This is a genomic window from Nocardioides sp. 1609 (assembly GCF_004522105.1).
GTDB lineage: Bacteria > Actinomycetota > Actinomycetes > Propionibacteriales > Nocardioidaceae > Nocardioides.
The window spans coordinates 419,840-446,321 of record NZ_SPUJ01000004.1; the positions used below are offsets into that span (position 1 = coordinate 419,840).

Sequence of the window (26,482 nt, forward strand, 5' to 3'; positions counted from 1 at the left end):
GACTGGCGATGATCAGCCTGCACACCTCGCCCCTCGACCAGCCCGGCACGGGTGACGCCGGCGGCATGAACGTCTACGTCGTCGAGCTGGCCCGCCGTCTCGCCCGCCGCGGCGTCGAGGTCGACGTCTTCACCCGCGCCACCAGCTCGACCCTCGAGCCCGTCGTCCCGCTCGCGGACGGCGTCCTGGTGCGCCACATCGCCGCCGGACCCTTCGAGGGTCTCACCAAGCACGAGCTGCCCGGCCAGCTCTGCGTCTTCGCCCGCGAGGTGCTGCGCACCGAGGCCGCGCACCCGGTCGGGCACTACGACGCCGTCCACTCGCACTACTGGCTCTCCGGCCAGGTGGGAGCGCTCGCGCGCGACCGGTGGGGCGTGCCGCTGGTGCACAGCATGCACACGATGGCGAAGGTGAAGAACGGCGCGCTCGCCGACGGTGACACGCCCGAGCCCGCCGCCCGGCTCATCGGCGAGGAGCAGGTGGTCGAGGCCGCCGACGTGCTGGTGGCCAACACCGCGCTCGAGGCCCAGCAGCTGGTCAACCTGTACGACGCCGACCCGGCGCGGGTGGACGTCGTCCACCCCGGCGTGGACCTCGACCTGTTCCGCCCCGAGCCGCTCGTCGCGGCCCGCACCGCGCTCGGCCTCGCCCCCGGCGCCGTCGTCCTGCTCTTCGCCGGCCGCATCCAGCCCCTCAAGGCGCCCGACGTCCTGCTGCGCGCGGTCGCGGTGCTGCTCGCTCGCGACCCCGGCCTCCGCTCGCGCCTCGTGGTGCCGATCGTCGGCGGCCCCTCCGGCAGTGGCCTCGACCGGCCCTCCGCGCTGGCCGCCCTCGCCGTCGAGCTGGGCGTCGACGACGTCGTCCGGTTCGTCCCGCCGGTGACCCAGCGTGAGCTCGCCCGGTGGTACGCCGCCGCGACGCTCGTCGCGGTGCCCTCGCACAACGAGTCCTTCGGTCTGGTGGCCGTCGAGGCCCAGGCCTGCGGCACCCCGGTGGTGGCGGCGGCCGTCGGCGGGCTGACCACCGTCGTCCGCGACGGCGGCAGCGGGCTGCTCGTCCCCTCGCACGACGCCGACGCCTGGGCGACCGCGCTCGGCCGGGTCGTCGACGACCCCGCGCTGCGCGACCGGCTCGCGGTCGGGGCGCTCGCCCAGGCGCAGGAGTTCTCGTGGGAGGCGACCGCCGACCAGACGCTCGGGGTGTACCGGAGGGCACGCACCCTCATGCGAGAGTCGGTGGGGTGACCGACCCCAGCACGAGCACCGACGTCGACCCCGCCGAGCTGGTCGCGGAGGGCGCCGACCCGGACCTGGTCGCCGTCGTCCGTGCGTACCTGGGCGACAACGACCTCGACCACGAGGAGCCGGCGGGCCAGGGAGCTGGCGTCTTCTCGTTCGCGCTCCCGGGCGAGAAGAAGCTGCAGACGCCCGTGCGGCTCGACATCGGGCCGCACGCCCTCGGGGTGCACGCCTTCGTGTGCCGGGCACCCGACGAGAACCACGAGCAGGTCTACCGGTGGCTGCTGCAGAAGAACCTGCGCACCTACGGCGTCGCGTTCGCCGTCGACCGGCTCGGCGACATCTACCTCGACGCGCGCCTGCCGCTCGTCGCCATCAACGCCGACGAGCTCGACCGGCTGCTCGGGTCGGTGCTCGCCACGGCCGACGAGTCGTTCAACACCCTGCTCGAGCTCGGCTTCGCGACGTCGATCCGCAAGGAGTGGGCGTGGCGCCGGCTGCGCGGGGAGTCGACGAAGAACCTCGAGGCGTTCCGCGGCTGGCTGGAGAACGACGAGGCGTAGGCCCGACCGGCGAGGTCAGGCCGTGCGGCCCGGGGCGTGGGTCGCCGGCAGGAACTCCGCGGCGGGCACCGGCCGGCCGAGGTGGTAGCCCTGCCCGATGCTGCAGCCCATCGCCTGCAGGTGGGCGGACTCGAGGGCGGACTCGATGCCCTCCGCCACGACCGTGACCCCGAGCGTCGTGACCAGCCCGATCACGGCGCGGGTCCGCTGGAAGGCGCCGACGTCGTCACCCATGCCGGAGATCAGCGACCGGTCGACCTTGACGGTGTCGATCGGGAGGCGGTGCAGGTGGGCGATGGAGGAGTACCCCGTGCCGAAGTCGTCGACGCCCAGCCCGACGCCGAGCTCGCGCAGCCCGAGCAGCGTCGCGTGGACCGCCGGCTCGTCGTTGAGCATCGCGGTCTCGGTGATCTCGAGGAGCAGGTTGGCGGCGGGCACACCGGCTCGGGCCAGGGCGGCCTCGACGTGGTCGACGTAGGACGGCTCGCCGAGCTCGATCGGGGACACGTTGACGTGCATCCGGAAGCCGGGGTGCAGCTGCTGCAGCCAGACGGCGGTCTGCGCGAGGGCCCGGTCCAGCACGAGCCGACCGAGCGGGACGATCAGCCCGGTGCGCTCGGCGGCCTCCACGGCGAGCATCGGCGAGATCGGCCCCCGGAGGGGATGGGTCCACCGCAGCAGGGCCTCGGCGCCGACGAGTGCGCCGTCGCGGAGGTTCTGGACGGGCTGGTAGTGCAGCTGCAGCTGGCCGGGCTCCTGCGTGAGGGCGACGGCGAGGTCGCGGACCCGGGTCAGCTCGTCGGCCACGTTGTAGGTCGACACGCCCTCGTGCCAGCGGATCGCGCCGGGCGCCTCGCGGCCGGCGGCGACGACGGCGGAGCGCACGTCGCGGATCACCGACCAGATCCGGTCGTCGACGTCGCACTCGGCCGCGCCCACGGTCAGGACCGGCCAGACCTGGTCCCCGACGAGGTCGACGAGGCCACGGACGTCGGCAAAGAGGTCCTCGACCTCGGCACGGGCCGTCTCCCGGCGGACCACCGCGGCGGCGAGGAACCCGCCGAGCGGGGAGGAGCGCAGCAGCCGGACCCGGACGCCGTCGTGCTGCATCGCGCGGCGGGTGACCTCGCCCGTCACGACCTCGAGGGCCTGGGCGCCGTGCACGTCGGCGATCTCGGCGGCGTTGGTGACCGAGGCGGCGAGCAGGACGAGGGTGTGCCGGTGGTCGCTGTGGCCGGCTCGCAGCTCGGCGATCGCGGTGACCAGCGACGTCGTCGTCGGGAGCGTGGCGCCGTGCTGGTCGAGACCGAGTGCCGTCGAGGGGGGCGGCATCCCTCAGGCCCCGATCTCGGCGTGGCCGACGGTCCAGGGCACACCGGTGTCGCGGATGACCCCGACGAGCACGTCGACCGCCACCCGGCGGCCCAGCACCGCGGCGGCGCCGAGCTGTCGGGCCTCGGCGATCTCGTCCTCGTCGACGTCGCTGCTCTCGTCGCCGACGAGGATGACGGGCGTGCGGCGCAGGCTCAGGTGGCTGCGGACGGTGCGCAGGACGTCGAGGCCGCCGCCCCGGGGGAGGTGGAGGTCGGTGACGACCACGGCCGGCAGCGGGTGCCGGTCCCGGTCCGCGTAGGGCGCGTGGCCCAGGATGTAGGCGCGAGCCGCGACGGCGTCGGCGACGCCGACCACCGGGTTCGTGAGCCGCTCACGCACGAACGCGTCACGCGTCGAGCGCAGTCGGGCCTCATCCTGACCGATGACGAGGACGGGGGGGTGCATCGAACCTCCTGGGGAAGCGCGCACCAGTCGCACCGGGGGGTGCGGGGAGCGGGGGGAGTGCGGCCAGGGTGAGTCTGGCTGGTCGCGCGTCGCTGTGCCCAGGCTTTCCAACAATTCGTGTCACAGGTCTGGACCGCGGGACAGGTGGTCATCCCTGGGACAGGAGGTGGCGCCTGTGGCGCACCGCACCCCGGGTCTCGGCGCGGGAGGCGAACGAGCGGGGGCCGGGTCGTCTCAGGTGATGCCGACAGTTGCCAGGTAGGCCTGGCTGAGAGGCACCCCCAGGAACAGGCCGAGCGCGGCCCCGGCGAGCATGAACGGACCGTGCGGGACGGCGGCCCGCCGTCCGATCCGGCCGGTCGCCCGCAGCGGCACCAGCACCACGGTGCCGAGCACGAAGCCCCCGAACAGCCCGACGATGGCGGCCGGCCAGCCGACGAGGCCGAGGACCAAGCCGAGGACGGGCGCGAGGGCGACGTCCCCGAGTCCCATCGCCCGGCCGCCCGACCCGTAGTGCAGCAGCGCGTACAGGCCGGTCCAGCACGCGACCGAGACGGCGACCGCCGTCCAGTCGATCGTGCTGCCGGCCGCCGCACCGGCCACCACGACCAGCACCACCAGGATCGTCGCGACGCGGGTGATCGCGAACGGCAGCCGCTGGTGCTCGAGGTCGATCAGGGCGAGCCCGATGCCCGCGCCGACGACGACCAGCGCGGCGACCAGGACGACCGGGTCGTCGAACCGCCAGGCCGTGACGGCGAAGGCGGCACCCGTGCCGGCCTCGACCAGGGGGTAGCGCGCGGGGATCCGCACGGCGCAGTCGCGGCAGCGCCCGCGCAGCAGCAGCCAGGAGACCACCGGGACGTTGTCGCGGTGGCGGACCACGTGGGCGCAGCCGGGGCACGCCGACGGCGGGCTCACGACGGAGAGCCCGGCCGGGACGCGGTGCACGACGACGTTGAGGAACGAGCCCACCAGGAGCCCGAGCACGCCGGCCAGGGCGACCACGAGGCCGGCCGGCACCGCGGCGGCGTCGGTCACGACGCCCGACCTGCGAGCGCGGTGTCGAAGCGGCCCCGCTCGTGCGCCTCGAGGAGGTCGCGCACCCGCGCCTCGACGTCGGCCGGCGACTCGGCGGTGACGACGTGGGCCAGGAGGTCGCACCGCAGGCCCACGGAGACCCCGAGGTGGTCCCCGGCCAGCGCCGCCGACCCGACGAGCACGCTCTCGAGCGCACGCACCAGGTGGTCCGGCAGGACGTCGGCCGACACGTCGCCGTGCGGCTCGGCGCGACGACCGGCCGGGACGGGACCGGAGAGGTGCGAGACGTCGGCGAGCAGCGCCGACACCGCGAACGACGGCCCCACCAGCGCGGACGCCGCGGCCCGGGCGCCTAGGAGGGTGGCGACGGGGTCGGCCGGGTCGATCGTCCCGAGGGCCGCGCACAGCTCGTCGCCGCGGTCGGCGAGCAGCGGGGCCAGCACCCGGACGTCGGCGGCCCACTGGGCCAGCACCGCCTCGCGGGTCCGGCCGGTGCCGGCCAGGGAGCGCGACAGGTCGGCGTAGGCGCGGGCGGTGCGGTCGGCCGGTGAGGGAGCCGGCAGGTCGGGCAGCGGTCCCAGCAGCGGCCCGGACAGTGCGTCCGGCGCCCCCTCGGGCGCCACGTCCAGCGCCACCTCCGGCACCACGTCCGCGACGGTGATCGGGACGACGGGCTCGGGGGCGGGGTCGGGGGTGAACGCTGCCGCCTCGGCCGGTGCGGGTGGCCCAGCCGGCGCCGCGGTGGTGCGGGCGTTGGCCTCGTGCAGGGCGTCGGTCAGCGTCTCCACCTGCAGCCGCAGCAGCCGCACCTCCTCGCTGTCACGTGCGGTGGCCGCTGTGCCCGTCGCCGCGTCCGACCGGCGGCGCCGGAGCACGACCAGCGCGACGAGCGCGACCAGCAGCAGCGGCAGGAGCAGGAGCAGGGGAGGCATGACGCCCTCCGATCTCGGGATGGGGTCGGGCGGGGACGGGCAGGGTCACCCCTGTCATCGGCGTCCCCGCCCGCTCACTTGAGGTCAGCGCAGCGCCGGTTCCACCTGCCGGGCCCGGCACCACCGCACCACCTCGTCGATGCCGGCCGGTTGGGTGACCGCGAAGCCCTGGACGACCTCGCAGCCGAGCTCGCGCAGCAGCGCGAACGACGACGGGTCCTCCGCGCCCTCGGCGACGACCCGGATCCCGAGCCCGCGCGCCGCGCTCGCGAGGGCCCGGACCAGGCGCGCGGTGCGCCGGCGTCCGGCCGTCCCCTCCGGGCCGCCGTCCTCGGCGATCGCGGCCACGATCGACGGGGCGACCTTGACCTCGCGGACGGCGGGGTTGCTCCACAGCACGGTCAGCGAGGAGCGCGCGGTCCCGAAGCCGCGGATGCTGATGCCGAAGCCACGTCGACTCAGCTCCTCGAAGGTCGCGGTCGTCTCGGGGGAGGTCCGGGTGAGCGGCTCGGTGATCTCCAGGACGATGTCGCCCGGCGACGACCCGTGCTCCCGCACGCGGGAGGACAGGTCGTCGACCAGACCGGTGCCGAGGATGTGGCGCGGGGTGACGTTGATCGACAGCCGGGCGCCGGGGGCGGCCTCCTGCAGCCGGGGCAGGTCGCCCAGGGCCCGGTCGAGGACGGCGGCGGTCAGCGGGGCCATCAGCCCGGAGCGCTCCGCGAGCGGGATGAACTGCCGCGGCGGGAGCAGCCCGTGCTCCGGGTGGTCCCACCGGGCGAGCGCCTCGAACCCGACGACGTTCCCGGTCTCGAGGTCGAGCTGGGGCTGGTAGTGCAGCACGAGCTGCTCGGAGGCGCGGCCGGCCCGGAGCTCGGCGAGCAGCTGCCGGGTGACCCCGGTCGAGCGCAGCGCCTCGGGGGTGCTCGCCCGCCACTGACCGGTGCCGGCGGCCTTCGCGGCGTACATGGCCTGGTCGGCGGCGCGCAGCAGCTCCTCGACGGTGCCGCCGTCCTCGTCGTGGACGGCGATGCCGACCGAGACGCCGACACCCAGTCGCAGCTCGTCGACCTCCAGCGGTCGCCCGAGGGCCTCGATGATCGCCGTCGCGAGCACGACGGCGTCGTCGCGGTGCTGCAGCGGCGCGGTGACGACGGCGAACTCGTCGCCACCGAGCCGGACCACCAGGTCCTGCGGGCCGAGGGTGTGCCGCAGCCGGGAGCCGACGGCCGCGAGGACCGCGTCGCCGACGTGGTGCCCGGCGGAGTCGTTGAGGACCTTGAAGTCGTCCAGGTCCAGCACCAGCACCGCGACCGGACGGCGCTGGCCGTCGGCCTGCGCGAGCAGGAGCGGGCCGCGCCGGAGCAGCTCCTCGCGGACGGCCAGGCCCGTGAGCCGGTCGACGGACCGGTCGAGCCGATCGTCGTCCGTCGTGGTGCGCGCGATCCCCCCGTGGACGCCCGCGCTCATGGCACCGGTGGCGGGTCGAGGGGCGGGGCCACGAACGTCCGGCCCACCACGGTGAGGCTCAGGGCGTCCGTCTCGGCGTCGCCGGTCTCGGCGCCGAGGGTCACGGAGCCGATGAGGAACGCGCGGGGCATCTTCTCGAGCCTGGCGAGCAGGGTGCTGAGCTCGGCGTAGGTGCCCTGGGCGCCGATGGTGACGTCCTGGACGGCAAGGTCGCCGATGCCGACCGCGGGTGCCTCGGTGCCGGGCTCCGCGGGCGCGGCCCCGGGGTCGACACCGACGCGCTGGGGAGCGCCGGGGCTGAGCACGGTGACGTCCTCGAGCCCGATGCCCGCGTCGGTCGCGGCGTCGGAGACCTGGGCGAAGAAGCCCGGCTGGTCGGCGGTGGCCGGCCACATCTCGGTCAGGCGGGCCGCCTGCCTGTCGGTCTCGGGCAGCTCCTCGGCCTGGCGGCGCAGCTTCGCCAGCTGCACCGTCATCGCGCCGGCCCGGTCCTGGGCGGCGAGGCGGGCATCGCCGTTCTCACCGATCGCGCCCATCGCGGGTCCGATCAGGGCCATCCAGCCGAGCCCGAGCAGCAGCGCGAGTCCGAGCGCGCCGAGCAGCAGGGTGGCCGGGGCGGACTTGAGGTTCATCGGCCCTGCCCCCTCGCGTCGTCGGTGTCGGTGTCGGTGTCGATGTCGGTGTCGATGTCGGAGTCCGACCCGTCCAGGTCGAGGTACCGCCCGGTGTAGACCGCCTCGGCCAGTCCGACCGAGCCGGCGAACTCGAAACCGTCGGCGCCGCTGCCGGGCTCGCTCGCGGTGATGCTCGACTCCCGGACGAACGGCTCGACCAGGATGTCGCGCGTGCCGAGTGCCTGCACGAGCTCGCCGATCTCGGCGCGCGAGGAGACGGTGCCGGTCAGCTCGACGCACCCCACGACCACCACCGCGCCGAACGGGTCCGGGCCGGGGCACAGCGGGGCCTCGGTCGTGGCCGACGCGTCCGCCACCGTCGGGTCCTCGGGGAGCATGATCGTGACCGAGGTGTACGCCGCCCCGCCCGGCAGCGCCTCGTCGAGCGCCTGCACGACCTTCGAGACCGCGACCTCGTGGGCCATCGTGTCCTCGAGGTCCGAGGCACGGACGGTGACGTTCCCGACGTAGGTGCGGACGTCGGCCAGCTCGGCGATCTGCCGCTGCAGCCCGGCCGCGGCCTGCTCGTCGGCGCGCAGGTCGGTCTCGGCGTTGGCCAGCGTCATGCGGAGCAGGCCCCAGGTCGCTGCGATCACGACGAGCACGACCGCGGCGGCCGCGAGGAACCGGTGCCGCAGGCTGCGGACCTTCATCTCCTCGAAGACCCACGGCGAGAGCAGGTTGACCGAGGCGGAGACCGACTGGGCGCGGCGTCGTCCACGGACCGGCTTCGCGGCGCCCTTCTCGGGCTTCCCGGTCTTCGCGGCCTTCCCGGTCTTCGCGGCCTTCCCTGGCTTCCCGGTCGTCACGGGCTTGCCGTCGGCCGGCTTGCGGCCGAAGCCGCGCCGCTTCTCCGGCACCGGGTCCGGGTTCCTGGTCAGGGTGGGCGCGCTCACGCCGGGACTCCCAGGCAGAGACCGTAGGAGACGGCCAGGTCGGCGTCGTGGTCGAGACCCGTGGCGTTGCGGCCGCGGCCCGTGACCGGCGTGGGCAGTGCGTGGGCGGGGAGCCCGGTGGTCGCCGCGACGAGCTCGGAGAAGCCGGGGTTGGCGGCGCCGAGGCCGGTGAGGACGACGCGGTCCGGGGGGTGCTCGACGTCGGCCGCGGCGTAGAACCGCAGCGTGTCCCGGATCTCGTGGGCGAGCCGCTCGGCGGCCGCGCGGACGATGGAGGAGACCTGGTCGGGCGCGTCGAGGTGCGCCGAGCGCTTGCGCTGCTCGGCGACCGAGGCGTCCTCGCCGGTCGCGTCGACCAGCGCCCGGGTCAGGGTCGCGCCACCGACCCCGGGGATCACCCGCACGAAGCGGGGCAGGCCCCGGGTGTGCACGGCGACGGAGATCTTCTCGGCGCCGACGTCGACGACCGCCTCGGTGCCGGCGTCGGGGGAGGTGTGCCGGGCGGCGGCCCGGACCAGGGCGAGCGGGGCGAGGTCGGCCGCGACCGGGCGCAGCCCGGCGGCCTGGACGCTGCGGACGACGTCGTCCACCCCGTCGCGGGCGGTCGCCACCAGCAGCACCCGCACGAGGCGCTTGCCGTCGCGCTCGGTCTCGCCGAGCAGGACGTGGTCGATGTTGGCCTCGTCGACCGGCACCGGCAGGAGGTCGGCCACCAGGTAGCGCATCGCCTTGCGCAGGTCCTGCGCGGGCATCCAGTCGAGCTCGACCGGGCGCACCAGCACCGAGCCGCTCCCGACGCCGAGGCGCACCTGCTTCGACGAGAACCGCTGCTCGTGCCAGAGCCGTCGTACGGCGCGCGCCACCTCGACGTGGTCGCGGAGCTGGCCACCCTCGACGGCCCCCGGGGGCAGGTCGACCCGGCCGGCGCGGCGCACGCGGGCGGACCGGCCGCGACCGGAGATCTCGACGGCGCGGACCGCCGAGCTGCCGATGTCGAGTCCGACGACGGTGGATGCCATGGGCGGTTCTCCGGGCGGTGAGGAGGGATGAGGGCGAGCACCTGGTGCATCGGCCGACGGCGTCCGCCACTTGAGGGCCCGCGAGGGTCAAGTCCGACCCGCCGCCGACCGAAGAGACACGTGAACGAAGGGAGCCCCCCATGCCCGAGCCCACCGCCGCCGTCCCCCCCGAGCCCGACCACCACGCCGTCGACCCGCGCGCCCGCGAGTTCCTGAACAGCCTGTTCGAGCTGGTCGTGAGCCGCGAGGCGAGCGACCTGCACCTGCGTCCCGGCGCCGTCGCCAAGATCCGTGTCGACGGCGCGCTCGAGGACGCCACCACCGCGCCGCTCGACGCGACCCTGGTCTCGGCGATGGTGGCGGCCTCGATGTCGGCGGCCACCCGCCGCGAGTTCCTGCGCGACTACGAGGCGGACTTCGCCGTCGTGGTCGACGGCGTCGGCCGCTTCCGCGCCAACGCCTTCCGCACCCGCGGGGACGACGGCATCATCCTGCGCCGGGTCCGCGACGCGCCGATCCCGCTCGCCGACCTCGACGTGCCGGCCTCGGTGCACGACCTGGCCCGCAAGCAGCGTGGCCTGGTGCTGGTGACCGGGCCGACCGGCTCGGGCAAGTCGACGACGCTGGCGGGGATGGTCGACCTGATCAACCGCGAGCGGGCCTGCCACATCCTCACCCTCGAGGACCCGATCGAGTTCATGCACACCGACCGGGTCGCCACCGTCACCCAGCGCGAGCTCGGCACCGACACGCGCAGCTGGCCGAACGCGCTGCGGGCCGCGATGCGGCAGGACCCCGACGTCATCCTGATCGGCGAGCTGCGCGACAAGGACACCGTGCACGCGGCGATGACCGCCGCCGAGACCGGCCACCTGGTCCTCGGCTCGATGCACACCAACGACGCCCGCGAGACGGTGCACCGGCTGATCGAGTTCTTCCCGGCCGAGGAGCAGCAGCGCGTGCGCGCCGTCCTGGCCGGTTCCCTCGAGGGCGTCGTGTGCCAGCGCCTGGTCCGGCGGATCGACGGCGGCCGGGTGTGCGTCATGGAGGTCGCGGTGCGTGACGCGCGCTTCTCCGAGGCGATCGCCGAGCCCGACAAGACCCACCTGATCCCGACCATCCTCGCCTCGGGTGAGTACTCCGGCATGCAGACCTTCGACCAGCACCTCTTCACGCTGGTGACCTCCGGCGTCCTCGACGAGGAGACCGCCCGGACGGCGGCGTCCAAGCCGCACGACCTCGCCGTGATGCTGCGCCGCGCCGGGTGGAACCCGGTCGCGGTCTGACCCACCGGCCCCTCGACCGAGCCACCATGGGGGAGGCTCGGCTCGAGGGGCCGCGTGCCGGGCGCGTGCCGCCCGACCACCGGCGGCGTGCCCCGGCGGCGTTCCCCGGCGGCGCCCGACTCCGGTCGCCTATCGTGACCGCCGTGAGCGACGACCTTCCCCCGAGCGGACAGCGGCGCACCATCACCGCGGCGGCGGCCTCGCCGCACCTGGCGCAGGTGAGCCTGCCCGAGCTGCGGTCCTACCGCGAGAAGCTGCGCGCGGAGGAGGAGCGGATCTCCTACTGGCGTCGCCTGATCCACGCGCGGGTCGACCTGCTCCAGGCCGGTTCGCTCGCCGACTCCCCGGTGCTGGACGTCGACGCGCTCGCCCGGGTGCTCGGTGACACCGGGCGGGGGCAGGTGCGCGCGGCGCTGCACCGGGTGCGCGCGGCCGACCCGCTCCCCGACCTGCCCGACCTCGAGGGCGTGTGGACGACGCCGTCCGACGAGGCCGGCACCGCCGAGGCTCTCGAGCGGCTCGGCGCCGCCGAGCAGACGCTGACGACGTACCGGCGCGGCCTGCACGACCGCATCGACGAGGCCACCGCCGAGCTGATCGTCCGCTACCGCCAGGACCCGACGCGGGCACTGGAGATCCTCGCCCCGTAACGCCCCCGCCAGGCGCTCAAGTCGCCGTTCCCCGCTGCCGAGACTCACTCTGCGTGGCCGGGTCCCCCCCACCCGGCCACGCGGACATCTTCCAGCGGACCAGGAACGGAGACCGACGTGCTGACGACGACCGGGGACACCATCGAGGCGCTGCTGGCGGCCGGGCTCGTCACGGCGGACGACGTCGCCCTCGCCGCGGCGTCCGCGGCGCCCGGCCAGTCGGTGGTGGAGGTGCTGGTCGACCGCGGCGCCGTCGACCGGCTGTCCCTGATGCACCTGGCGGCCGAGACCGCCGGGCTCGAGTACGTCGACCTGACCGACCTCCCGATCGACGCGTCGGCGGCCTCGCTGCTGCCGGGAGACTTCGCGCGCCGCTCGTCGGTCATCCCGTTCGCCCGTCGCGACGGCGCGCTGCACGTCGCCGTCCCGCTCCGGGCGCTGAACGACCTCGACCTCAAGGACGACATCGCACGGCTGACGCGGCACCGCGTCGTGTTCGCGCTGGCCGGGCGCGGCGAGATCGAGGCCCAGATCAACCGCAGCTACCGGGCCGAGGGCGAGCTCGCGACGCTCGGCTCCGACCTGGACGTCGGCGACGAGCCGGAGGAGCTCGACAACTTCACCGAGGTCACCGAGGACGCGCCCGTCGTCCGGTTCGTGAACCTGCTCATCAGCCAGGCGATCAGCGACCGGGCCTCCGACGTCCACCTCGAGCCGACCGAGCGCGAGCTCCGGGTGCGCTACCGCATCGACGGCGTCCTCACCGACGCCCACCGGGCGCCCCGCTCGATCGTCAACGGCGTCATCAGCCGGATCAAGATCATGGCCGACATGAACATCGCCGAGCGGCGGATCCCGCAGGACGGCCGGCTCACCGTCACGCACGGCACCCGGACGATGGACCTCCGCGTCGCGACCCTGCCGACGGTGTGGGGCGAGAAGATCGTGATGCGGGTGCTCGACAACTCCAACACCCGGCTCAGCCTCGACGACCTCGGCTTCAGCGAGCACAACTACCAGCGGTTCAAGGCGTCGTACAGCAAGCCCTACGGGATGATCCTGGTGACCGGGCCGACCGGGTCGGGCAAGTCGACGACGCTCTACGCGACGCTGAACATCCTGAACCAGCCGCACGTCAACGTGATCACGGTCGAGGACCCGGTGGAGTACCGGCTGGCCGGGATCAACCAGGTGCAGACCAACCCGAAGGCCGGGCTGACCTTCGCCTCAGCGCTGCGCAGCATCCTGCGCTCGGACCCCGACATCGTGCTGATCGGCGAGATCCGCGACCACGAGACGGCCAACATCGCCGTCGAGGCCGCGCTCACCGGCCACCTCGTGCTCTCGACGCTGCACACGAACGACGCGCCGAGCGCGCTGACCCGCCTGGTGGAGATGGGGATCGAGCCGTTCCTGGTGAGCTCCTCGCTCGACTGCATCGTGGCCCAGCGGCTGTGTCGGGCGCTGTGCAAGCGCTGCGCCGTCGAGTACGAGCCCGACCCGGCCGAGCTCGCCTCGGTCGAGCTGGTGCTGCCGGCCGGCGTGACCACGCTGCACCGCCCGGTCGGCTGCTCGTCGTGCGGAGGCACCGGCTACCGCGGCCGGATGGCGCTGCACGAGGTGATGCCGGTGTCCGAGGAGATCGAACGCATGACCGTCCGTCGGGCCTCGACGGAGGAGATCGGGCGCCAGGCCCGCACGGAGGGGATGACGACGTTGCGCGAGGACGGATGCCTCAAGGTCCTGCAGGGCCGGACCACCATCGAGGAGGTGCTCCGTGTCGTGGGGTGAGCCGCAGGGCGGGGCCCCGGGCGCGGTCGCACCCATCGACCTCGACCAGCTGCTGGCCCACGCCACCCGTGCCGGCGCCTCCGACCTGCACCTGACGGTCGGCGCCCCGCCGACCATGCGGATCCGCGGGTCCATGGTGCCCGTGCCCGACCAGCAGCCGCTGGAGGCACGTCAGCTCCGGGAGAGCATCTACGCCATCCTCACCGAGGCACAGCGCAAGGTGCTGGAGGAGGAGCGCGAGCTCGACCTCGCCCACTCGACGCACGGGGTCGGCCGGTTCCGCGTGAACGTCTTCTGGCAGCGCGACTCCATCGGCGCGGTCCTGCGGATGATCCCGTGGGAGATCAAGCGGCTCGAGGACCTCGGCATGCCGCCGGTGCTCGGCACCCTGGCCAACCTCAAGCGCGGCCTGGTGCTGGTCACCGGCCCGACCGGGTCCGGCAAGTCGACGACGCTGGCCGCGATCATCGACCAGGTCAACCGCACCCGGCGCGGTCACATCATGACCATCGAGGACCCGATCGAGTTCCTCCACCAGCACCACGGCTGCCTGGTCAACCAGCGCGAGGTCGGCGCGGACACCCACGACTTCCGCAGCGCGCTCAAGCACGTGCTGCGCCAGGACCCGGACGTCATCCTGGTCGGCGAGCTCCGCGACCTCGACACCATCTCGGTCGCGATCAGCGCCGCCGAGACCGGCCACCTGGTGTTCGCGACCCTGCACACCCAGAGCGCCCAGGACACCGTCTCCCGCGTCGTCGACGTGTTCCCGGCCAACCAGCAGCAGCAGGTCCGCACCCAGCTCGCCGCCACCCTGCAGGCCGTCGTGTGCCAGAGCCTGGTGCCGTCGGTCGACGGCCGCGGCCGGGTCCCCGCCGTCGAGGTGATGATGTGCACCGAGGGCATCCGGGCGATGATCCGCGACGACAAGCTGCAGCAGATCCCGGGCGCCCTGCAGGCCGGCGGCCGCCAGGGCATGCAGACCCTCAACGCCCACCTCGCCGAGCACGTGAAGTCCGGCCGGATCAGCCAGGACACGGGCCTGGAGTACTGCTCCAACATCGGCGACTTCATCACCCTGCTCGGCGGCGGGAGCCGGGCCGCGACCGAGGCCGCCTCCCTCGCGGCGACGCAGTCCCCGTCCACCTTCGGGACGAGCCGTCCCGACCCGTCCGACCCGTGGCGCGTCGCCTCGACGCCGGGAGCCGTGACGTGAGCGTCGGCCACTACGACTACAAGGTCCGCGACGCCGACGGTCGGTTCCGCGAGGGCCGGGTCAAGGCCGAGACGCAGAGCGCCGTCGCCGAGAAGCTGATGGCGATGGGCTACATCCCGCTCGAGGTCAAGGAGGCCGGGACCGGGCTGCAGAAGGAGCTGAGCCTCGGCCGCAAGCGCGTGAAGATGAAGGACCTCGCCGTCTTCGCCCGCCAGCTGGCGACCATGATCGACGCCGGCCTCACCCTGCTCCGCTCCCTCTCGATCCTCGCCGAGCAGGTGGAGAACCCCTCGCTCCGCGAGGTCCTCGCCAAGGTCAAGACCGACGTCGAGGGCGGGCACAGCCTGTCCAGCGCGTTCGCCAACGACGAGCACCACACGTTCCCGCCGTTCATGATCAGCATGACGAAGGCCGGCGAGGCCGGGGGGTTCCTCGACCTCGCGATGCGCCAGGTCGCCGACACGTTCGAGGCCGAGGTCAAGCTCCGCGGCAAGGTCAAGGCGGCGATGACCTACCCCGTCGTCGTGTTCGTGATGGCGATCCTGATGTGCGTCGGCATGCTGCTGTTCATCGTCCCCGTCTTCGAGAAGATGTTCAGCGACCTCGGCGGGGAGCTCCCCGCGCCGACCCAGTTCCTCGTCAACCTGTCCGCCGCGCTCCGGTTCATCGGACCCGGCCTCGTCGTCGTGGTCGTCGCCTTCCTGTGGTGGTGGCGACGACACAAGAACGACGAGAAGGTCCGCGACGTCGTCGACCCGCTCAAGCTCAGGCTGCCGGTGTTCGGCGGGCTCGCCCGCAAGATCGCGCTGGCCCGGTTCTCCCGCAACCTCAGCGTCCTGCTGTCCTCGGGCGTGCCGATCCTGGCCTCGCTCGAGATCGTGGGGTCGACCACCGGCTCGGTCGTGATCACCCGCGCCCTCGACGACGTCCGGCAGTCGGTCGCCCAGGGCGCCTCGATGTCGGGCCCGCTCGCCGGGCACGCCATCTTCCCGCCGATGGTGGTGCAGATGATCGCGTCCGGTGAGGAGACCGGCGCCGTCGACAGCATGCTCAAGCGGATCGCGGCGTTCTACGACGAGGAGGTCGAGGCCACCACCGAGGCGCTGACCTCGCTCATCGAGCCGCTGATGATCGCGGTGCTCGGTGCCCTGGTCGGCGGCATGATCGTGGCGCTGTACCTGCCGATCTTCAACGTCGCGAACCTCATCCAGTGAGCGCGGGCGGGGCGACGACCGCCTCGTCGCGGGCACGGTGCTGCTGTCGTGCACCTGCGACCCGGGGGCTGAGGCGGCCCGGACAGCTCGTCCGGGCGTGAGACGGCCCTGCCGCCTGGAAGAAGGCGACAGGGCCGTCGTCAGTGGGGCCGTCGAGGGTCAGGAGCGGGGGAGGGGGAGCCCGCCCAGGAGCCCGCCGAGGAGGTCGTCGAGTCCGCCCTGGACGTCCTCGAGGATGGGGTTGAGCTGGTCGAGCGGGGTTCCGGCCAGGGCGTCCTGGACGGCGTCGACGATGAGGTCGATGAGCCCGTCGGGGTCGCTCGGCAGGTTGCCGGCGGACAGCGCGTCGAGCACCTGCTGCAGGACCTCGGCGATCTGGTCGGCCGGCAGGCCGGCCGAGGTGAGCGCGTCGATGACCGGCTGCAGGGCTGCGGCGAGCTGCTCGGGGGTGAGGCCGCCACCGCCGGCGAGGGCCTCGGCGATCTGGTCGGCGATGGCCCGCAGCTGGGCGGCGTCCAGACCGGCGGCGGCCAGGGCGTCGAGGATCTCCTGGAACGCCGCGGTCTGCTCGGGGGTCAGCGGGGGCGTGGTGTTGTTGCGGTGGCAGCGCTCGGCCGCACGACGGGCGTCGGCCCGGTTGGCGCGCTGGGTGCGCAGGTTGCGGATGGCCTTGCGGTTGGCCTTGCGGGCCTGGTTCAGCCGCTTCTGCGAGGCGCGGGTGTCGCGCCGCTGGTCGACCCGCTTGGCGTTGCGGAGCTTGCGGGTGGTGACGTTCTTGTGCTTGCGGGCCTTGGCCACGCGGACCTGGGTCTGGCCGTGGCGACGGTCCTGCACCGAGCACGGGCCGGCGGCCGCACGAGCCGCGGAGCCCGCGTCGACCGCGGCGGCTGCGGGTGCCGCGGGGGCGGCAGCGGCAGGTGAGGCCGGCACGGCGGTGGCGCCGAGTGCGACGGCGAGGCTGGCAACGAAGACCGACAAGATCTTGTACGGACGAGACATCGAGTGTTCCTCTTTCCAGTGGGGGGTCACCGGCACAGGAACCACGAGGCCGGTGTGACCCAACTAACGATCCCCGGTTCCGGGGGTTACGGCCTCTCGGAAGTTCGCCCGTCGAGGGGGTGTCCGGGCTCCTGGCGGTCGTGGTCCGTACCACCGCTCAAGCGGGCGGCCCGGCGTACCGATGACCACCCCGTGAGCAACCGACCCACCGGCCGCGACCGCGCCCTGACGCGCGACGCCGGCATGTCGATGGTGGAGGTGATGGTCGCGCTGGTGCTGTTCGCGCTGCTGACGACCGGGATCCTCCTCACCGTCACCCGGGCCTCCCGGTTGACCCACGAGGACGCCGCCCGGACGGCCGCCACGAACCTCGCCGTCCGCGAGATCGAGATCACCCGCGACACCTTCGCCGGCGTGACCCGCGGACCCGACCGGATCAAGGAGGGCATGGTCACCAACCCGAGCCCGTTGCCCGGGAAACGGGTCGGTCAGGACCTGGTGGTCGACGGCACGAAGTTCAGGGTCGAGCGGACGGCGTCCTGGAAGCAGCGCGGCAACACCGCCTCGGCCTGCGACCAGGGCTCGAGCGTGGAGCTCGGCTACCTCGAGGTCGACGTCGACGTCTCCTGGAACGCCCAGGGGCGGGAGAAGTCGGTGCACATGGCGACCACGATGACCCCGCCGAAGGGCACCTACTCGGCACTGACCGGACACATCGGTGTGAAGGTGATCGACCGCGACGGCGAACCGGTCTCGGGGGCCACGGTCACCGCGACCGGGGCGATGACCAAGAGCGGTGCCACCGCCGGCGATGGCTGCGTGCTGCTCGCGTTCCTGACGCCCGGCACCTACACGCTGACGATGAACCTGGCGGGTCACGTCAACCCCGCCGGCGACGCGACGGCGCGGACGACCGCGAACGTCGTCACGGGCCAGCTCTGGCGCGGGACGATCGAGTACGACCGGGCCGCGACGATCAACGTGACCTTCGCGACCCAGGTCGGGTGGAGCCTGCCGCCCGCCACCGCCGCGGGCATCAACCAGGTCGCGGTCACCATCGGCAACAGCGCGCTGATCCCCGGCGGGAGCCGGTCGGTCACGGGCACCGGCCTCAACCGCGTCCTGACGAAGCTCTGGCCCTACCCCAGCGGGTACGAGGTGTGGGCGGGCAGCTGCGTCGACAGCGATCCCGGCGACGACCGAGCCGCCCCCGTGGCGGCCGACCCCGAGGCCCTCGTGGCGCCGGCGGCCACCGCGACGTTGGCTCCGCTGACCGTCAGGGGGACCACGGGCCAGGTCATCACCGCCACCCACGCCGCGGACACGGCGTGCCCGAGCGGCGTCACCATCACCCTGGGCGCGACGCTCGACGGCGAGCTGCGCACGAGCCTCCCGTACGGCACCTGGACGATCAAGCGCAGCGGGAGCGGCTCGACCAAGGTCGTCACCCTCAGGCCGACCGACACCGCCGTCCCGACGGTGACCCCGTGACCGCGGCGACGCGACACCGCAGGACCGACGAGTCCGTCCCCCGCGACCGCGGCGTCAGCCTCGCCGAGCTGATCGTGACGGTGGGCATCATGACGCTGATCGGCACGCTCGTGATGGGGGTGGCCGTGACCGTGCTGAAGACGTACGCGGGCATCGACGCGCGTCTCGACAACACGACCCAGAGCGAGCTGGGCGTGGCGGCGTCGGGCAAGGTGCTGCGGACCGCGATCCTGCCGGCCCAGCTCGAGGACACCGTCTGCGCGGGCTGCTCGGACACCGCGATCCTCAGCGCCACCAAGACGGCGATCACGTTCTACGCGAACGTCGGCAACACCACCGTCGGTCCCAGCCTGGTGACCCTCAAGGTCGTCGCCGACCCGGCCCACCCACGCACCGGCAAGCTCGTGCAGGACACGCAACCGCCGATCTCGTCGGGCAACGGGCAGTACAGGTTCTGCGACCGGGCGCTGCCGACCTGCGTCGTCCGCTCGCGGGCGATCGCCCGCGGGCTGACCTGGCCCTCGCCCGGTGTCTTCACCTACTACGACTACGAGGGCGCCGCGATCACCCAGGCCACGTTGAGCACCGCCACGCTGCCCCGGGTCTCCAGCGTCGACGTCGTCGTGACGGTCCAGACCAAGCCGGGCGACGCCGACTTCCCGCCCCGCACCGCGGTCAGCCGCATCCGGCTGCCGAACGTCGAGATCAACGTCCTCACGGAGACCGGCACATGACGACCCAGCCCACCAGCGACGGACCGCCGAGCACGCCGCGCGACCGCGGCTCCTCGATCATCCTCGTGCTGACCTGCCTCACCGCCGTCGCGCTCTTCGCCACGGTGGCGCTCAGCGCCGCGGTGGGGTCGCTGAGGACGGCCGACCGGTCGACCGACTGGAACCAGGCACTCTCGGCGGCGGAGGCCGGTGTCGCGGACTACCTGGCCCGGCTCAACAAGGACGACGGGTACTGGACGAGCGTCGACTGCACCAACAACGCCCTGAAGGGTCCGCTCAACGGCACCAACACGTGCGGGTGGAGCGGCACGACCACGCCGGGCTGGCTCCCGGTGCCGGGCGCACCGGACTCGACGTTCCACTACGACGTCGACTCGACCAGCACCTACAGCACCGGCGCGATCAAGCTGGCCTCGACCGGCAAGGTGGGCGACACCACCCGCACCGTCGAGGTGCGGCTGCGCCGCGGCGGCTTCGGCGAGTTCCTCTACTACACGGTCTACGAGACCACCGACCCCGCGGACGAGCGGGTCTACGGCATCTCCAACGCCACGGTCCAGAACGAGTGCACCCGCTACAACTGGCCGTCGCTCCCCGCGAGCCAGCAGCGGCCGGAGGGCAGGTCCAGCGGGGGGTACGGCTACTGCACCACCATCAACTTCGTCACCGGCGACGTCATCAACGGTCCGATGCACACCAACGACGCGTTCCAGGTCACCGGCTCACCCCGCTTCAAGGGCACCACGACCACGTCGAACCCGGGCTGCCGCGCCAGCGAGTCCGGACCGCCGCCGATCACCGCGTGCTACGTCAACGGCGGCTCGGCGAGCCCGGTCTTCGAGCGCGGCCTGGCCTACCGGGCCGAGATCGAGCTGCCGACGTCCATCGGGGACCTGCGGCAGTACGTGGTCGCGAGCCCGAAGGCCCCGGTGCCGGGCTGCCTCTACACGGGTCCGACCCGGATCAAGTTCCTCCCGACCACCGGGTCCGCGACCCCGCAGATGCAGGTGTGGAGCAAGTTCAGCACCGGCACCCTCAACCCCGGCTGCGGCACGACGGGCACCGGCAGCGGGGCCCTCGGCAGCTCGACCGGCGCCACGGTGGACGTCCCGCAGGAGCGGCTCATCCTCGTCGAGGACGTGCCGGCGAGCCGGACGACCCCGACGGTGAGCACGTGCAAGACGACGGGGGGCATCGGGGACGGGCTGCCGCTGGCCGGCACCACCGGCACCTACCCGGACTACGACGTGAACCTGAACCTGGCCGAGTCGAGCTGTCGGTACGGCACGGTCTACGTCCAGGGGGTCCTCAAGGGCCGCACCACCCTGGCCGCCGACAACAACATCATCGTGACCGGCAACCTCACCTACGCCAGCGGGCGCACCGGCACCGACGTGCTCGGCCTGATCGCGAAGAACTCGGTCCGCGTCTACCACCCGATGAAGTGCACCGCGAGGAACAGCAGCGGGGTCTGCACGACCTGGGCCAACCTGGCCGGGACGATGAGCAGCGGCGTCGAGGTCAACGCAGCCATCCTGACCCTGCAGCACAGCTTCTCGGTGCAGCAGTACCACGAGGGCGGCAGGCTCGGCACGCTCAAGCTCTACGGCAGCTTCGCGCAGCGGTTCCGGGGCCCCGTGGGCACGTCGAGCGGCGGCACGACCGTCACGGGCTACCTGAAGGACTACACCTACGACACCCGGCTCCGCTACGCGCCTCCGCCGTTCTTCCTCGACCCGGTGCGCTCCGGGTGGGGCCAGAAGACGTTCGGCGAGCTGACTCCGCGCTACTAGCGTCCACGAGCCCGTGTCGTCCCCCCGTGAGGGCGCGGGCCCGTCGGCGTCCCGGACGCACCCGCTCCGGTGCCGCGCCCGGTGGGGTCCGGCGGCGGTCGGCGGGCACCGCGTCCTGGCGCGGTGGTGGGACGCCGACGGCGGGTCTGGCCCCGGCTCGCGCGATGGCGGGCCGGACGTGTCATCGGCACTCGACCAGGCCGACTTGAGACTTCGGCCCGGCGGTCCAGACCGGCCTCAAGACCGTCCCGGGTTGCTCCGACACCTCTGCTGTCACGTCAAACACCTCGGGTGAGAGACACTCCCCGACACCCATTCAGGAGACCCCCGACATGCCGAACGACCTGCAGACCGAGACCGTCGCCGAGAAGGACAAGGGCTTCACGCTCATCGAGCTCCTCGTCGTCGTCGTCATCATCGGCGTCCTCGCCGCCATCGCGATCCCGATCTTCCTGAACCAGAAGGACAAGGCCGCCGAGGCCGGCGTCAAGTCCGACATCAAGAACGCCTCGACCTACCTCGAGAGCTACTTCGTCGACAACAACACCTACGTCGGTGCAGAGACGTTCCTCAACGACACCACGCCTACCGGTTCGGGCTTCAAGTCCTCCGACGACAACACCATCACTGTTCCGACCGAGGCTGCCGACAGCTACTGCATCGAGGGCGTCGGCTCGACCGATACCGAGTTCCACCTGTCGTCGGCTGACGGCTCCGTCGCCGAGGGCGGATGCTGATCCACCCCTAGATCCCCCCGAGCCTGTCGGCGGCGCGTCGCACCCGCGGCGCGCCGCCGTCCGGCTCTCCCCCCAGCCCCCGATCGATCCCCTGGAGGAGCCCATGTCGGCCAACGACTGGCACGTCCACGCCGCGCGGGTGCGGCCGCTGCACCCGGTGCCCGCGCCGCGTGCCGTCGCCGCCCCGACCAGCTCGGACACCCCCGTCCTCGACGGCCTCGCCGACGAGCTGACCGCCCTGACCCGGGTGCTGCTCGGCCTCGGCGCCGACCTCCCGGCGGCCCCCGCCGCGCCGGAGGACCGGGTCGTCGTCGACACCGAGCCGACGCCGTGGCTCCCGCGTCCCGCGGAGCCGGCGCTCGTGCTGGCACCCCCGGTCGAGGCCGAGCCGGTCGTCGTCCCCGAGCCCGTCTTCGTCGCGCAGCCGATCGTCGAGGTGGAGCCGCTCGTGCTCCCCGACCTCGCCTTCGTGCCGCAGCCCGTCGTCGAGGTCGAGCCGCTGGTGCCCGTCGCGCCGGTGCCCACCACGCTGCCGGACGACGCCTGGCCGGCCATCGTGTCGCTGGCGGTCGCGGAGACCGAGCCGCCCGCCCCCGAGCCGGAGCCGGAACCGGAGCCCGAGCCGGCGCGTCCGCGCGTCGTCCGTCTCGACGACCTGGCCTTCCTCGACCTCTGACCTCGCCCGTCTGCAGGAACCGAGCGTCCCGGACCCGCTAGGGTCTGGGACGTTCGTGCTTCGGGGGAGGTGGCGCAGGTGGGTGTGGAGATCGAGTCGGTCGACGAGCTGTGGCGCCGCTACAAGGCGACGGGGGCGCCCGAGGTGCGCAACCAGCTGGTGCTGCAGTACTCGCCGCTGGTCAAGTACGTCGCCGGCCGCGTGCGCAGCGCCCTCCCGCAGACCGTGGAGTCAGCCGACCTGGTCTCCGAGGGCGTCATCGGCCTGATGGACGCCATCGACAGGTTCGACCACGACCGGGGACTGCAGTTCCAGACCTACGCCGTCCCGCGGATCCGCGGGGCGATCATCGACAGCATCCGCGCCGCCGACTGGGTGCCGCGCTCGGTCCGCACCCGTCTGCGCGACGTCACCCGGGCGCGGGAGGAACTGCAGCACCGGCTCAACCGGGCGCCCACCGACGACGAGGTGTGCGACGAGGCCGGCATCACGCTGCGGGAGCTCCGCGAGCTGAAGGAGCGGCCGACGGCGTTCTCGCACGCCGACGACGAGGAGATGGCCGTCCTCGACGACCTCACCCCCGCCGTCGACGCCGCCCTCGAGGACGAGGACACCCGCCGCTCCCTCCTCACCGCCCTCGCGACCCTGCCCGAGCGCGACCAGATCGTCATCGCGCTGTACTTCTTCGAGGGCCTCACGCTCAGCGAGATCGGCCAGGTGCTCTCGGTCACCGAGTCCCGGGTCAGCCAGCTCCGCAGCCGCGCGACCGCGTCGCTGCGCACCGGGCTCGCCCAGGTGCTCAGCGGGTAGTCCGCCACCCGCGGCCGTCCGAGGCAGCCCCTTTCGCGCGCCCTCCGTGCGACGGTGCGGTCGGTCAGGCCGCGAGCACGGCGACGCCCGCGAGCACCGCCGGCACCGTCTGGACGAGGAGGATCCGCGGCGAGACCGTGGCGGCGCCGTACAACCCCGCGACCGCGACGCAGCCGAGGAAGAACAGCCGCACGTCCTGCTCGCCGGAGACCAGGCCCCACGCGAGTCCCGCGACGAGGAAGCCGTTGTAGAGCCCCTGGTTGGCCGCGAGCGACTTGCTGGCCCGGGCGAACTCGGGGTCGGTCCCGAAGATCCGGCGCCCGGTCGGCGAGGTCCACAGGGCCATCTCGACCACGACGACGTAGACGTGGATGGCGGCCACCAGGCCGACCAGGACCCCGGCGACGACGTTCATGCGCGCAGCATGCCAGGCCCGGCGCTCAGACGGGCGGGATCGGCCGCGGGCGCGCCGTACGACGGGCGACGGCCACCCCGACGAGCGCCAGCGCGCCGCCGACGTAGGCCGCGCCGGGCGGCACCTCGTCGAGGAACACCAGGCTCATCACGATGGTCAGCACCGGCACGATGTAGGTCGTCACGCCCAGGCTGGAGGCGCTCATGTGCCGCAGCGCGAACGCGTAGGTCGTGAACGCGATCGCCGTCGGGAAGACCCCCAGGTAGACCAGCCACGCCACCGAGGACGCCGGAGCGTCGCCGACCTCGGTGACCAGGCCGCCGGCGAACGGCAGGCAGGCGACGGCGCCGACCGAGCAGGCCAGCCACGTCACGTGGACGGCGGGCAGGCTGGCGACCAGGGGCTTCTGCAGCACCAGGCTCACGGCGTACACGACCGCCGCGAGCAGGCAGAGCGCGACGCCGACCACGTCGCGGTCGCCGTCGGGGGAGCCGGCCAGCCCGATCACCGCGACCCCGCTGAACGCGAGGGTCAGGCCCAGCGCGAGCTGCGGGGTGAACCGCTCCGACAGGAAGATCGCGGCGAGGACCGCGATCAGCACCGGCGAGACCTGGATGAGCATCGCCGCGGTGCCGGCGTCGACGCGCCGCTCGCCCTCGTTGAGGGCGACGTTGTAGACGCCGAACCAGAGCACGCCGATCGTCACGATCGACACCCACTGCCGCCCGGTCGGCCGCGGCACCCCGCGCCCCAGCGCCACGACGCCGAGCGCCAGGGCGCCGACCAGCAGCCGGCCCAGCGACAGCGGGCCGGGCGCGAAGTCGCTGCCGAGGTGCCGGATCGCCACGAACGCGGAGGCCCACAGCACCAGCGTCACGCAGACCGCCACCACCGGCAGCCAGGCCGGCGGGGCGGGCTCCGTGGCGTGCGAGTCCGACGGCGTGCTGAGGGGCGTGCTGGTCACGAGGCCCAGCCTAGGAACCGGCGGCCGTCCCGGTCGCGCGGGTTTCGGACAGCGAGGGCCGACATCCGGACACGGGGCCGCCCGGCCGGGACGCCGACCTCAGAGGTCGAGCTTGTAGCCCAGCCCGCGCACCGTGACGAGGTACTTCGGCTCGCCCGGGTCGGGCTCCAGCTTGGCGCGCAGCCGCTTGACGTGGACGTCGAGGGTCTTGGTGTCGCCGACGTAGTCGGAGCCCCAGACCCGGTCGATCAGCTGGCCGCGGGTCAGCACCCGGCCGGGGTTGCGCAGGAACATCTCCAGCAGCTCGAACTCCTTGAGCGGCAGCCGCTGCTCGTGGCCGTCGACGGTGACGACGTGACGCTCGACGTCCATCCGCACCGGGCCGGCCTCGAGGGTGTCGGGGGCGAGGTCGGGGTCGCTGCCGCGGCGCAGCACGGCGCGGATGCGGGCGACGAGCTCGCGCGGCGAGTACGGCTTGGTGACGTAGTCGTCGGCGCCCAGCTCCAGCCCGACGACCTTGTCGACCTCGTCGTCCTTGGCGCTGACCATGATGACCGGCACGTTCGACGTCTGCCGGATGGCGCGGCACACCTCGGTGCCGGGCAGGCCGGGCAACATCAGGTCGAGCAGCACGATGTCGGCGCCGTTGCGGTCGAACTCGGTCAGGGCGGCGTGGCCGTCGGCGGCGATGGCGACCTCGAAACCCTCCTTGCGCAGCATGTAGGCGAGTGCCTCGCTGTAGCTCTCTTCGTCCTCGACGACGAGTACCCGTGTCACGGGCTTTCCTCCTGGGTCGGCCCTGGGTCGTCCAGGGTCTGGTCGGCGGGCGCGGGGCGCGCCTCACCGTGGGGCCCGCGGGCCTCGGCCCGCGGAAGCGTGAGGGTGAACGTCGAGCCCTGGCCCTCGACCGACCACACCGAGACGTCGCCGCCGTGCGTGGCGGCGACGTGCTTGACGATCGAGAGGCCGAGCCCGGTGCCACCGGTGGAGCGGTGCCGCGCCGGGTCGACGCGGTAGAAGCGCTCGAAGATCCGGTCGATCTCGACCGAGGGGATCCCGATGCCCTGGTCGACGACGCTGACCGCGACGAAGGCGTCCTCGACGCGGGTGGTGACCAGCACCGTCGAGTCGGGGTCGGAGTAGCGGACGGCGTTGGCCACCAGGTTGGCGACGGCCATGGTGACCTGCTCCTCGTTGCCGAGCACCTTCAGGCCGCGCTCGCCACCCGTCACGACCGAGATCCCCTTGGCGGCGGCGTCGATGGCGCTGGTGTCGACCGACAGGCTGACGACGTCGTCGAGCGACATCGGCAGCGGCGACTCCAGCCGCTCGTCGCCCTGCAGCCGCGACAGCTCGATGACCTGCTGCACCAGCACCGTGAGCCGCTCGCCCTCGAGGACCATCCGCTCGGAGAACCGGCGGACCGCCTCGGGGTCCTCGGCGGCCTCCCACACGGCGTCCGCGAGGAGCCGGATGGCGCCGACGGGGGTCTTCAGCTCGTGGCTGACGTTGGCGACGAAGTCGCGGCGGACCGCCTCGACCCGCCGCTCGCGGGTGCGGTCCTCGACGAGGGCCAGCACCAGCCGCGACCCGAGTGGCGCGACCCGGACGGTGACGTGCCGGTCGGGCGCCTGGTCGCGCGGCATCACCAGCTCGGTCTCGCGGATCTGCCCGTCGCGACGCACCTCGCTCACCAGCGCGGCGAGCTCGGGGGTCACCAGCGTGCTCCCGCGCACCAGGCCCATCGCGTAGGCCGGCGCGGACGCCTTGAGGACGACGTCGGAGTCGTCGACGACGACCGCGCTGCTGCGCAGCACCGAGAGGACCGTCGCGACGGCTGCCGGGATGGCGGGCTCGTCGGGCACCGGCTGCAGGTGCTGCTGGCGGTCGCTGACGTGCCAGGCGAGCACGGCACCGCCAGCGACGACGGCACCGATGAGCGCGGCCAGGAAGGCCTGCGTCGTCGGGTCCACCCTCGGATCGTACGGCGACCGCGAGCCGGGACGGACCACGGAGCGTGTGACTTCCCGCTGTTCACCCCCCGTTCACCGGATCCGCCCGGCTGGGTCTCCCGCGGCGCCTACGGTCTGCCTC

General features: G+C 73.3%; 26 protein-coding genes. 13 read left to right on the forward strand and 13 right to left on the reverse strand.

What is annotated here, in order from left to right:
• The first annotated feature begins 8 nt into the window (after positions 1 to 8).
• Positions 9 to 1,244 (forward strand): D-inositol-3-phosphate glycosyltransferase, encoded by a 1,236-nt coding sequence (gene mshA, locus E4623_RS12315; protein WP_134766818.1) that lies wholly within the window; start codon positions 9 to 11, stop codon positions 1,242 to 1,244.
• 38 nt (positions 1,245 to 1,282) lie between these two features.
• Positions 1,283 to 1,801, forward strand: a complete 519-nt coding sequence (locus tag E4623_RS12320; protein WP_348537293.1) for a YbjN domain-containing protein — start codon at positions 1,283 to 1,285, stop codon at positions 1,799 to 1,801.
• 15 nt (positions 1,802 to 1,816) lie between these two features.
• Here the strand turns inward: E4623_RS12320 and E4623_RS12325 are convergent, their stop codons facing one another.
• The 8 genes from E4623_RS12325 to pilM form a co-directional block, all read right to left on the reverse strand.
• Positions 1,817 to 3,133 (reverse strand): EAL domain-containing protein, encoded by a 1,317-nt coding sequence (locus E4623_RS12325; RefSeq protein ID WP_134766819.1) that lies wholly within the window; start codon positions 3,131 to 3,133, stop codon positions 1,817 to 1,819.
• A gap of 3 nt (positions 3,134 to 3,136) precedes the next feature.
• Positions 3,137 to 3,580 carry a response regulator gene (locus E4623_RS12330; protein ID WP_134766820.1) on the reverse strand — a complete coding sequence of 148 codons (444 nt, stop codon included), beginning with the start codon at positions 3,578 to 3,580 and terminating at the stop codon, positions 3,137 to 3,139.
• 234 nt (positions 3,581 to 3,814) lie between these two features.
• A complete protein-coding gene (locus tag E4623_RS12335; protein WP_245155050.1) occupies positions 3,815 to 4,621 on the reverse strand; it encodes an A24 family peptidase in 807 nt (268 codons plus the stop codon).
• Positions 4,618 to 5,553 carry a hypothetical protein gene (locus E4623_RS12340; RefSeq protein ID WP_134766821.1) on the reverse strand — a complete coding sequence of 312 codons (936 nt, stop codon included), beginning with the start codon at positions 5,551 to 5,553 and terminating at the stop codon, positions 4,618 to 4,620. Before E4623_RS12340 ends, E4623_RS12335 begins: the two co-directional genes overlap by 4 nt.
• An 84-nt stretch (positions 5,554 to 5,637) precedes the next feature.
• Complete coding sequence (locus E4623_RS12345; RefSeq protein WP_134766822.1) at positions 5,638 to 7,023, reverse strand: EAL domain-containing protein; 1,386 nt, start codon at positions 7,021 to 7,023, stop codon at positions 5,638 to 5,640.
• The gene (locus E4623_RS12350) at positions 7,020 to 7,655 is read right to left on the reverse strand and encodes a hypothetical protein (protein WP_134766823.1); all 636 of its coding nucleotides are present in this window, start codon (positions 7,653 to 7,655) and stop codon (positions 7,020 to 7,022) included. Before E4623_RS12350 ends, E4623_RS12345 begins: the two co-directional genes overlap by 4 nt.
• Entirely contained in the window at positions 7,652 to 8,593 is a 942-nt protein-coding gene (locus E4623_RS12355; RefSeq protein WP_134766824.1) for a hypothetical protein, read from the reverse strand. Before E4623_RS12355 ends, E4623_RS12350 begins: the two co-directional genes overlap by 4 nt.
• On the reverse strand, positions 8,590 to 9,612 hold the full coding sequence (gene pilM / locus E4623_RS12360) for a type IV pilus assembly protein PilM (RefSeq protein ID WP_134766825.1): 1,023 nt from the start codon (positions 9,610 to 9,612) through the stop codon (positions 8,590 to 8,592). The genes E4623_RS12355 and pilM overlap by 4 nt, the downstream gene beginning before the upstream one ends.
• Positions 9,613 to 9,752: 140 nt before the next feature.
• Between pilM and E4623_RS12365 the strand changes: the two genes are divergently transcribed.
• The 5 genes from E4623_RS12365 to E4623_RS12385 all read left to right on the forward strand — a co-directional run bounded on the left by E4623_RS12365 (position 9,753) and on the right by E4623_RS12385 (position 15,769).
• Positions 9,753 to 10,898, forward strand: a complete 1,146-nt coding sequence (locus E4623_RS12365) for a PilT/PilU family type 4a pilus ATPase (RefSeq protein ID WP_134766826.1) — start codon at positions 9,753 to 9,755, stop codon at positions 10,896 to 10,898.
• Between the two features lie 143 nt (positions 10,899 to 11,041).
• Entirely contained in the window at positions 11,042 to 11,548 is a 507-nt protein-coding gene (locus tag E4623_RS12370; RefSeq protein WP_134766827.1) for a hypothetical protein, read from the forward strand.
• Between the two features lie 117 nt (positions 11,549 to 11,665).
• On the forward strand, positions 11,666 to 13,339 hold the full coding sequence (locus tag E4623_RS12375; protein ID WP_209020649.1) for a GspE/PulE family protein: 1,674 nt from the start codon (positions 11,666 to 11,668) through the stop codon (positions 13,337 to 13,339).
• Positions 13,326 to 14,555 carry a type IV pilus twitching motility protein PilT gene (locus tag E4623_RS12380; protein ID WP_209020650.1) on the forward strand — a complete coding sequence of 410 codons (1,230 nt, stop codon included), beginning with the start codon at positions 13,326 to 13,328 and terminating at the stop codon, positions 14,553 to 14,555. The genes E4623_RS12375 and E4623_RS12380 overlap by 14 nt, the downstream gene beginning before the upstream one ends.
• Positions 14,552 to 15,769 (forward strand): type II secretion system F family protein, encoded by a 1,218-nt coding sequence (locus E4623_RS12385; RefSeq protein ID WP_245155051.1) that lies wholly within the window; start codon positions 14,552 to 14,554, stop codon positions 15,767 to 15,769. Before E4623_RS12380 ends, E4623_RS12385 begins: the two co-directional genes overlap by 4 nt.
• Positions 15,770 to 15,928: 159 nt before the next feature.
• On the opposite strand, the gene E4623_RS22990 is transcribed toward E4623_RS12385, so the two are convergent.
• Entirely contained in the window at positions 15,929 to 16,768 is an 840-nt protein-coding gene (locus tag E4623_RS22990) for a hypothetical protein (protein WP_209020651.1), read from the reverse strand.
• A gap of 192 nt (positions 16,769 to 16,960) precedes the next feature.
• Here E4623_RS22990 and E4623_RS12395 point away from each other — a divergent pair, with 192 nt between their 5' ends.
• The 6 genes from E4623_RS12395 to E4623_RS12420 all read left to right on the forward strand — a co-directional run bounded on the left by E4623_RS12395 (position 16,961) and on the right by E4623_RS12420 (position 23,009).
• The gene (locus tag E4623_RS12395) at positions 16,961 to 18,259 is read left to right on the forward strand and encodes a carboxypeptidase regulatory-like domain-containing protein (protein WP_134766828.1); all 1,299 of its coding nucleotides are present in this window, start codon (positions 16,961 to 16,963) and stop codon (positions 18,257 to 18,259) included.
• Entirely contained in the window at positions 18,256 to 18,993 is a 738-nt protein-coding gene (locus E4623_RS12400) for a hypothetical protein (RefSeq protein WP_134766829.1), read from the forward strand. Before E4623_RS12395 ends, E4623_RS12400 begins: the two co-directional genes overlap by 4 nt.
• Positions 18,990 to 20,786: a hypothetical protein gene (locus E4623_RS12405; RefSeq protein ID WP_134766830.1), complete on the forward strand. Its 1,797-nt coding sequence runs from the start codon at positions 18,990 to 18,992 to the stop codon at positions 20,784 to 20,786. Before E4623_RS12400 ends, E4623_RS12405 begins: the two co-directional genes overlap by 4 nt.
• 332 nt (positions 20,787 to 21,118) lie before the next feature.
• Positions 21,119 to 21,523, forward strand: a complete 405-nt coding sequence (locus tag E4623_RS23345; RefSeq protein WP_134766831.1) for a prepilin-type N-terminal cleavage/methylation domain-containing protein — start codon at positions 21,119 to 21,121, stop codon at positions 21,521 to 21,523.
• Positions 21,524 to 21,626: 103 nt separating this feature from the next.
• Positions 21,627 to 22,199 (forward strand): hypothetical protein, encoded by a 573-nt coding sequence (locus tag E4623_RS12415; protein ID WP_134766832.1) that lies wholly within the window; start codon positions 21,627 to 21,629, stop codon positions 22,197 to 22,199.
• A gap of 78 nt (positions 22,200 to 22,277) precedes the next feature.
• On the forward strand, positions 22,278 to 23,009 hold the full coding sequence (locus tag E4623_RS12420) for a FliA/WhiG family RNA polymerase sigma factor (protein WP_134766833.1): 732 nt from the start codon (positions 22,278 to 22,280) through the stop codon (positions 23,007 to 23,009).
• Positions 23,010 to 23,073: 64 nt separating this feature from the next.
• Here E4623_RS12420 and E4623_RS12425 read toward each other — a convergent pair whose 3' ends face one another.
• The 4 genes from E4623_RS12425 to E4623_RS12440 all read right to left on the reverse strand — a co-directional run bounded on the left by E4623_RS12425 (position 23,074) and on the right by E4623_RS12440 (position 26,361).
• Positions 23,074 to 23,424, reverse strand: coding sequence for a DUF1304 domain-containing protein (locus E4623_RS12425; RefSeq protein ID WP_134766834.1), 351 nt, complete (start codon positions 23,422 to 23,424; stop codon positions 23,074 to 23,076).
• 25 nt (positions 23,425 to 23,449) lie between these two features.
• The gene (locus E4623_RS12430) at positions 23,450 to 24,388 is read right to left on the reverse strand and encodes a DMT family transporter (RefSeq protein ID WP_134766835.1); all 939 of its coding nucleotides are present in this window, start codon (positions 24,386 to 24,388) and stop codon (positions 23,450 to 23,452) included.
• Between the two features lie 99 nt (positions 24,389 to 24,487).
• Positions 24,488 to 25,165 (reverse strand): response regulator transcription factor, encoded by a 678-nt coding sequence (locus E4623_RS12435; protein ID WP_134766836.1) that lies wholly within the window; start codon positions 25,163 to 25,165, stop codon positions 24,488 to 24,490.
• Positions 25,162 to 26,361, reverse strand: coding sequence for an ATP-binding protein (locus E4623_RS12440; protein ID WP_134766837.1), 1,200 nt, complete (start codon positions 26,359 to 26,361; stop codon positions 25,162 to 25,164). The genes E4623_RS12435 and E4623_RS12440 overlap by 4 nt, the downstream gene beginning before the upstream one ends.
• Positions 26,362 to 26,482: the final 121 nt, after the last annotated feature.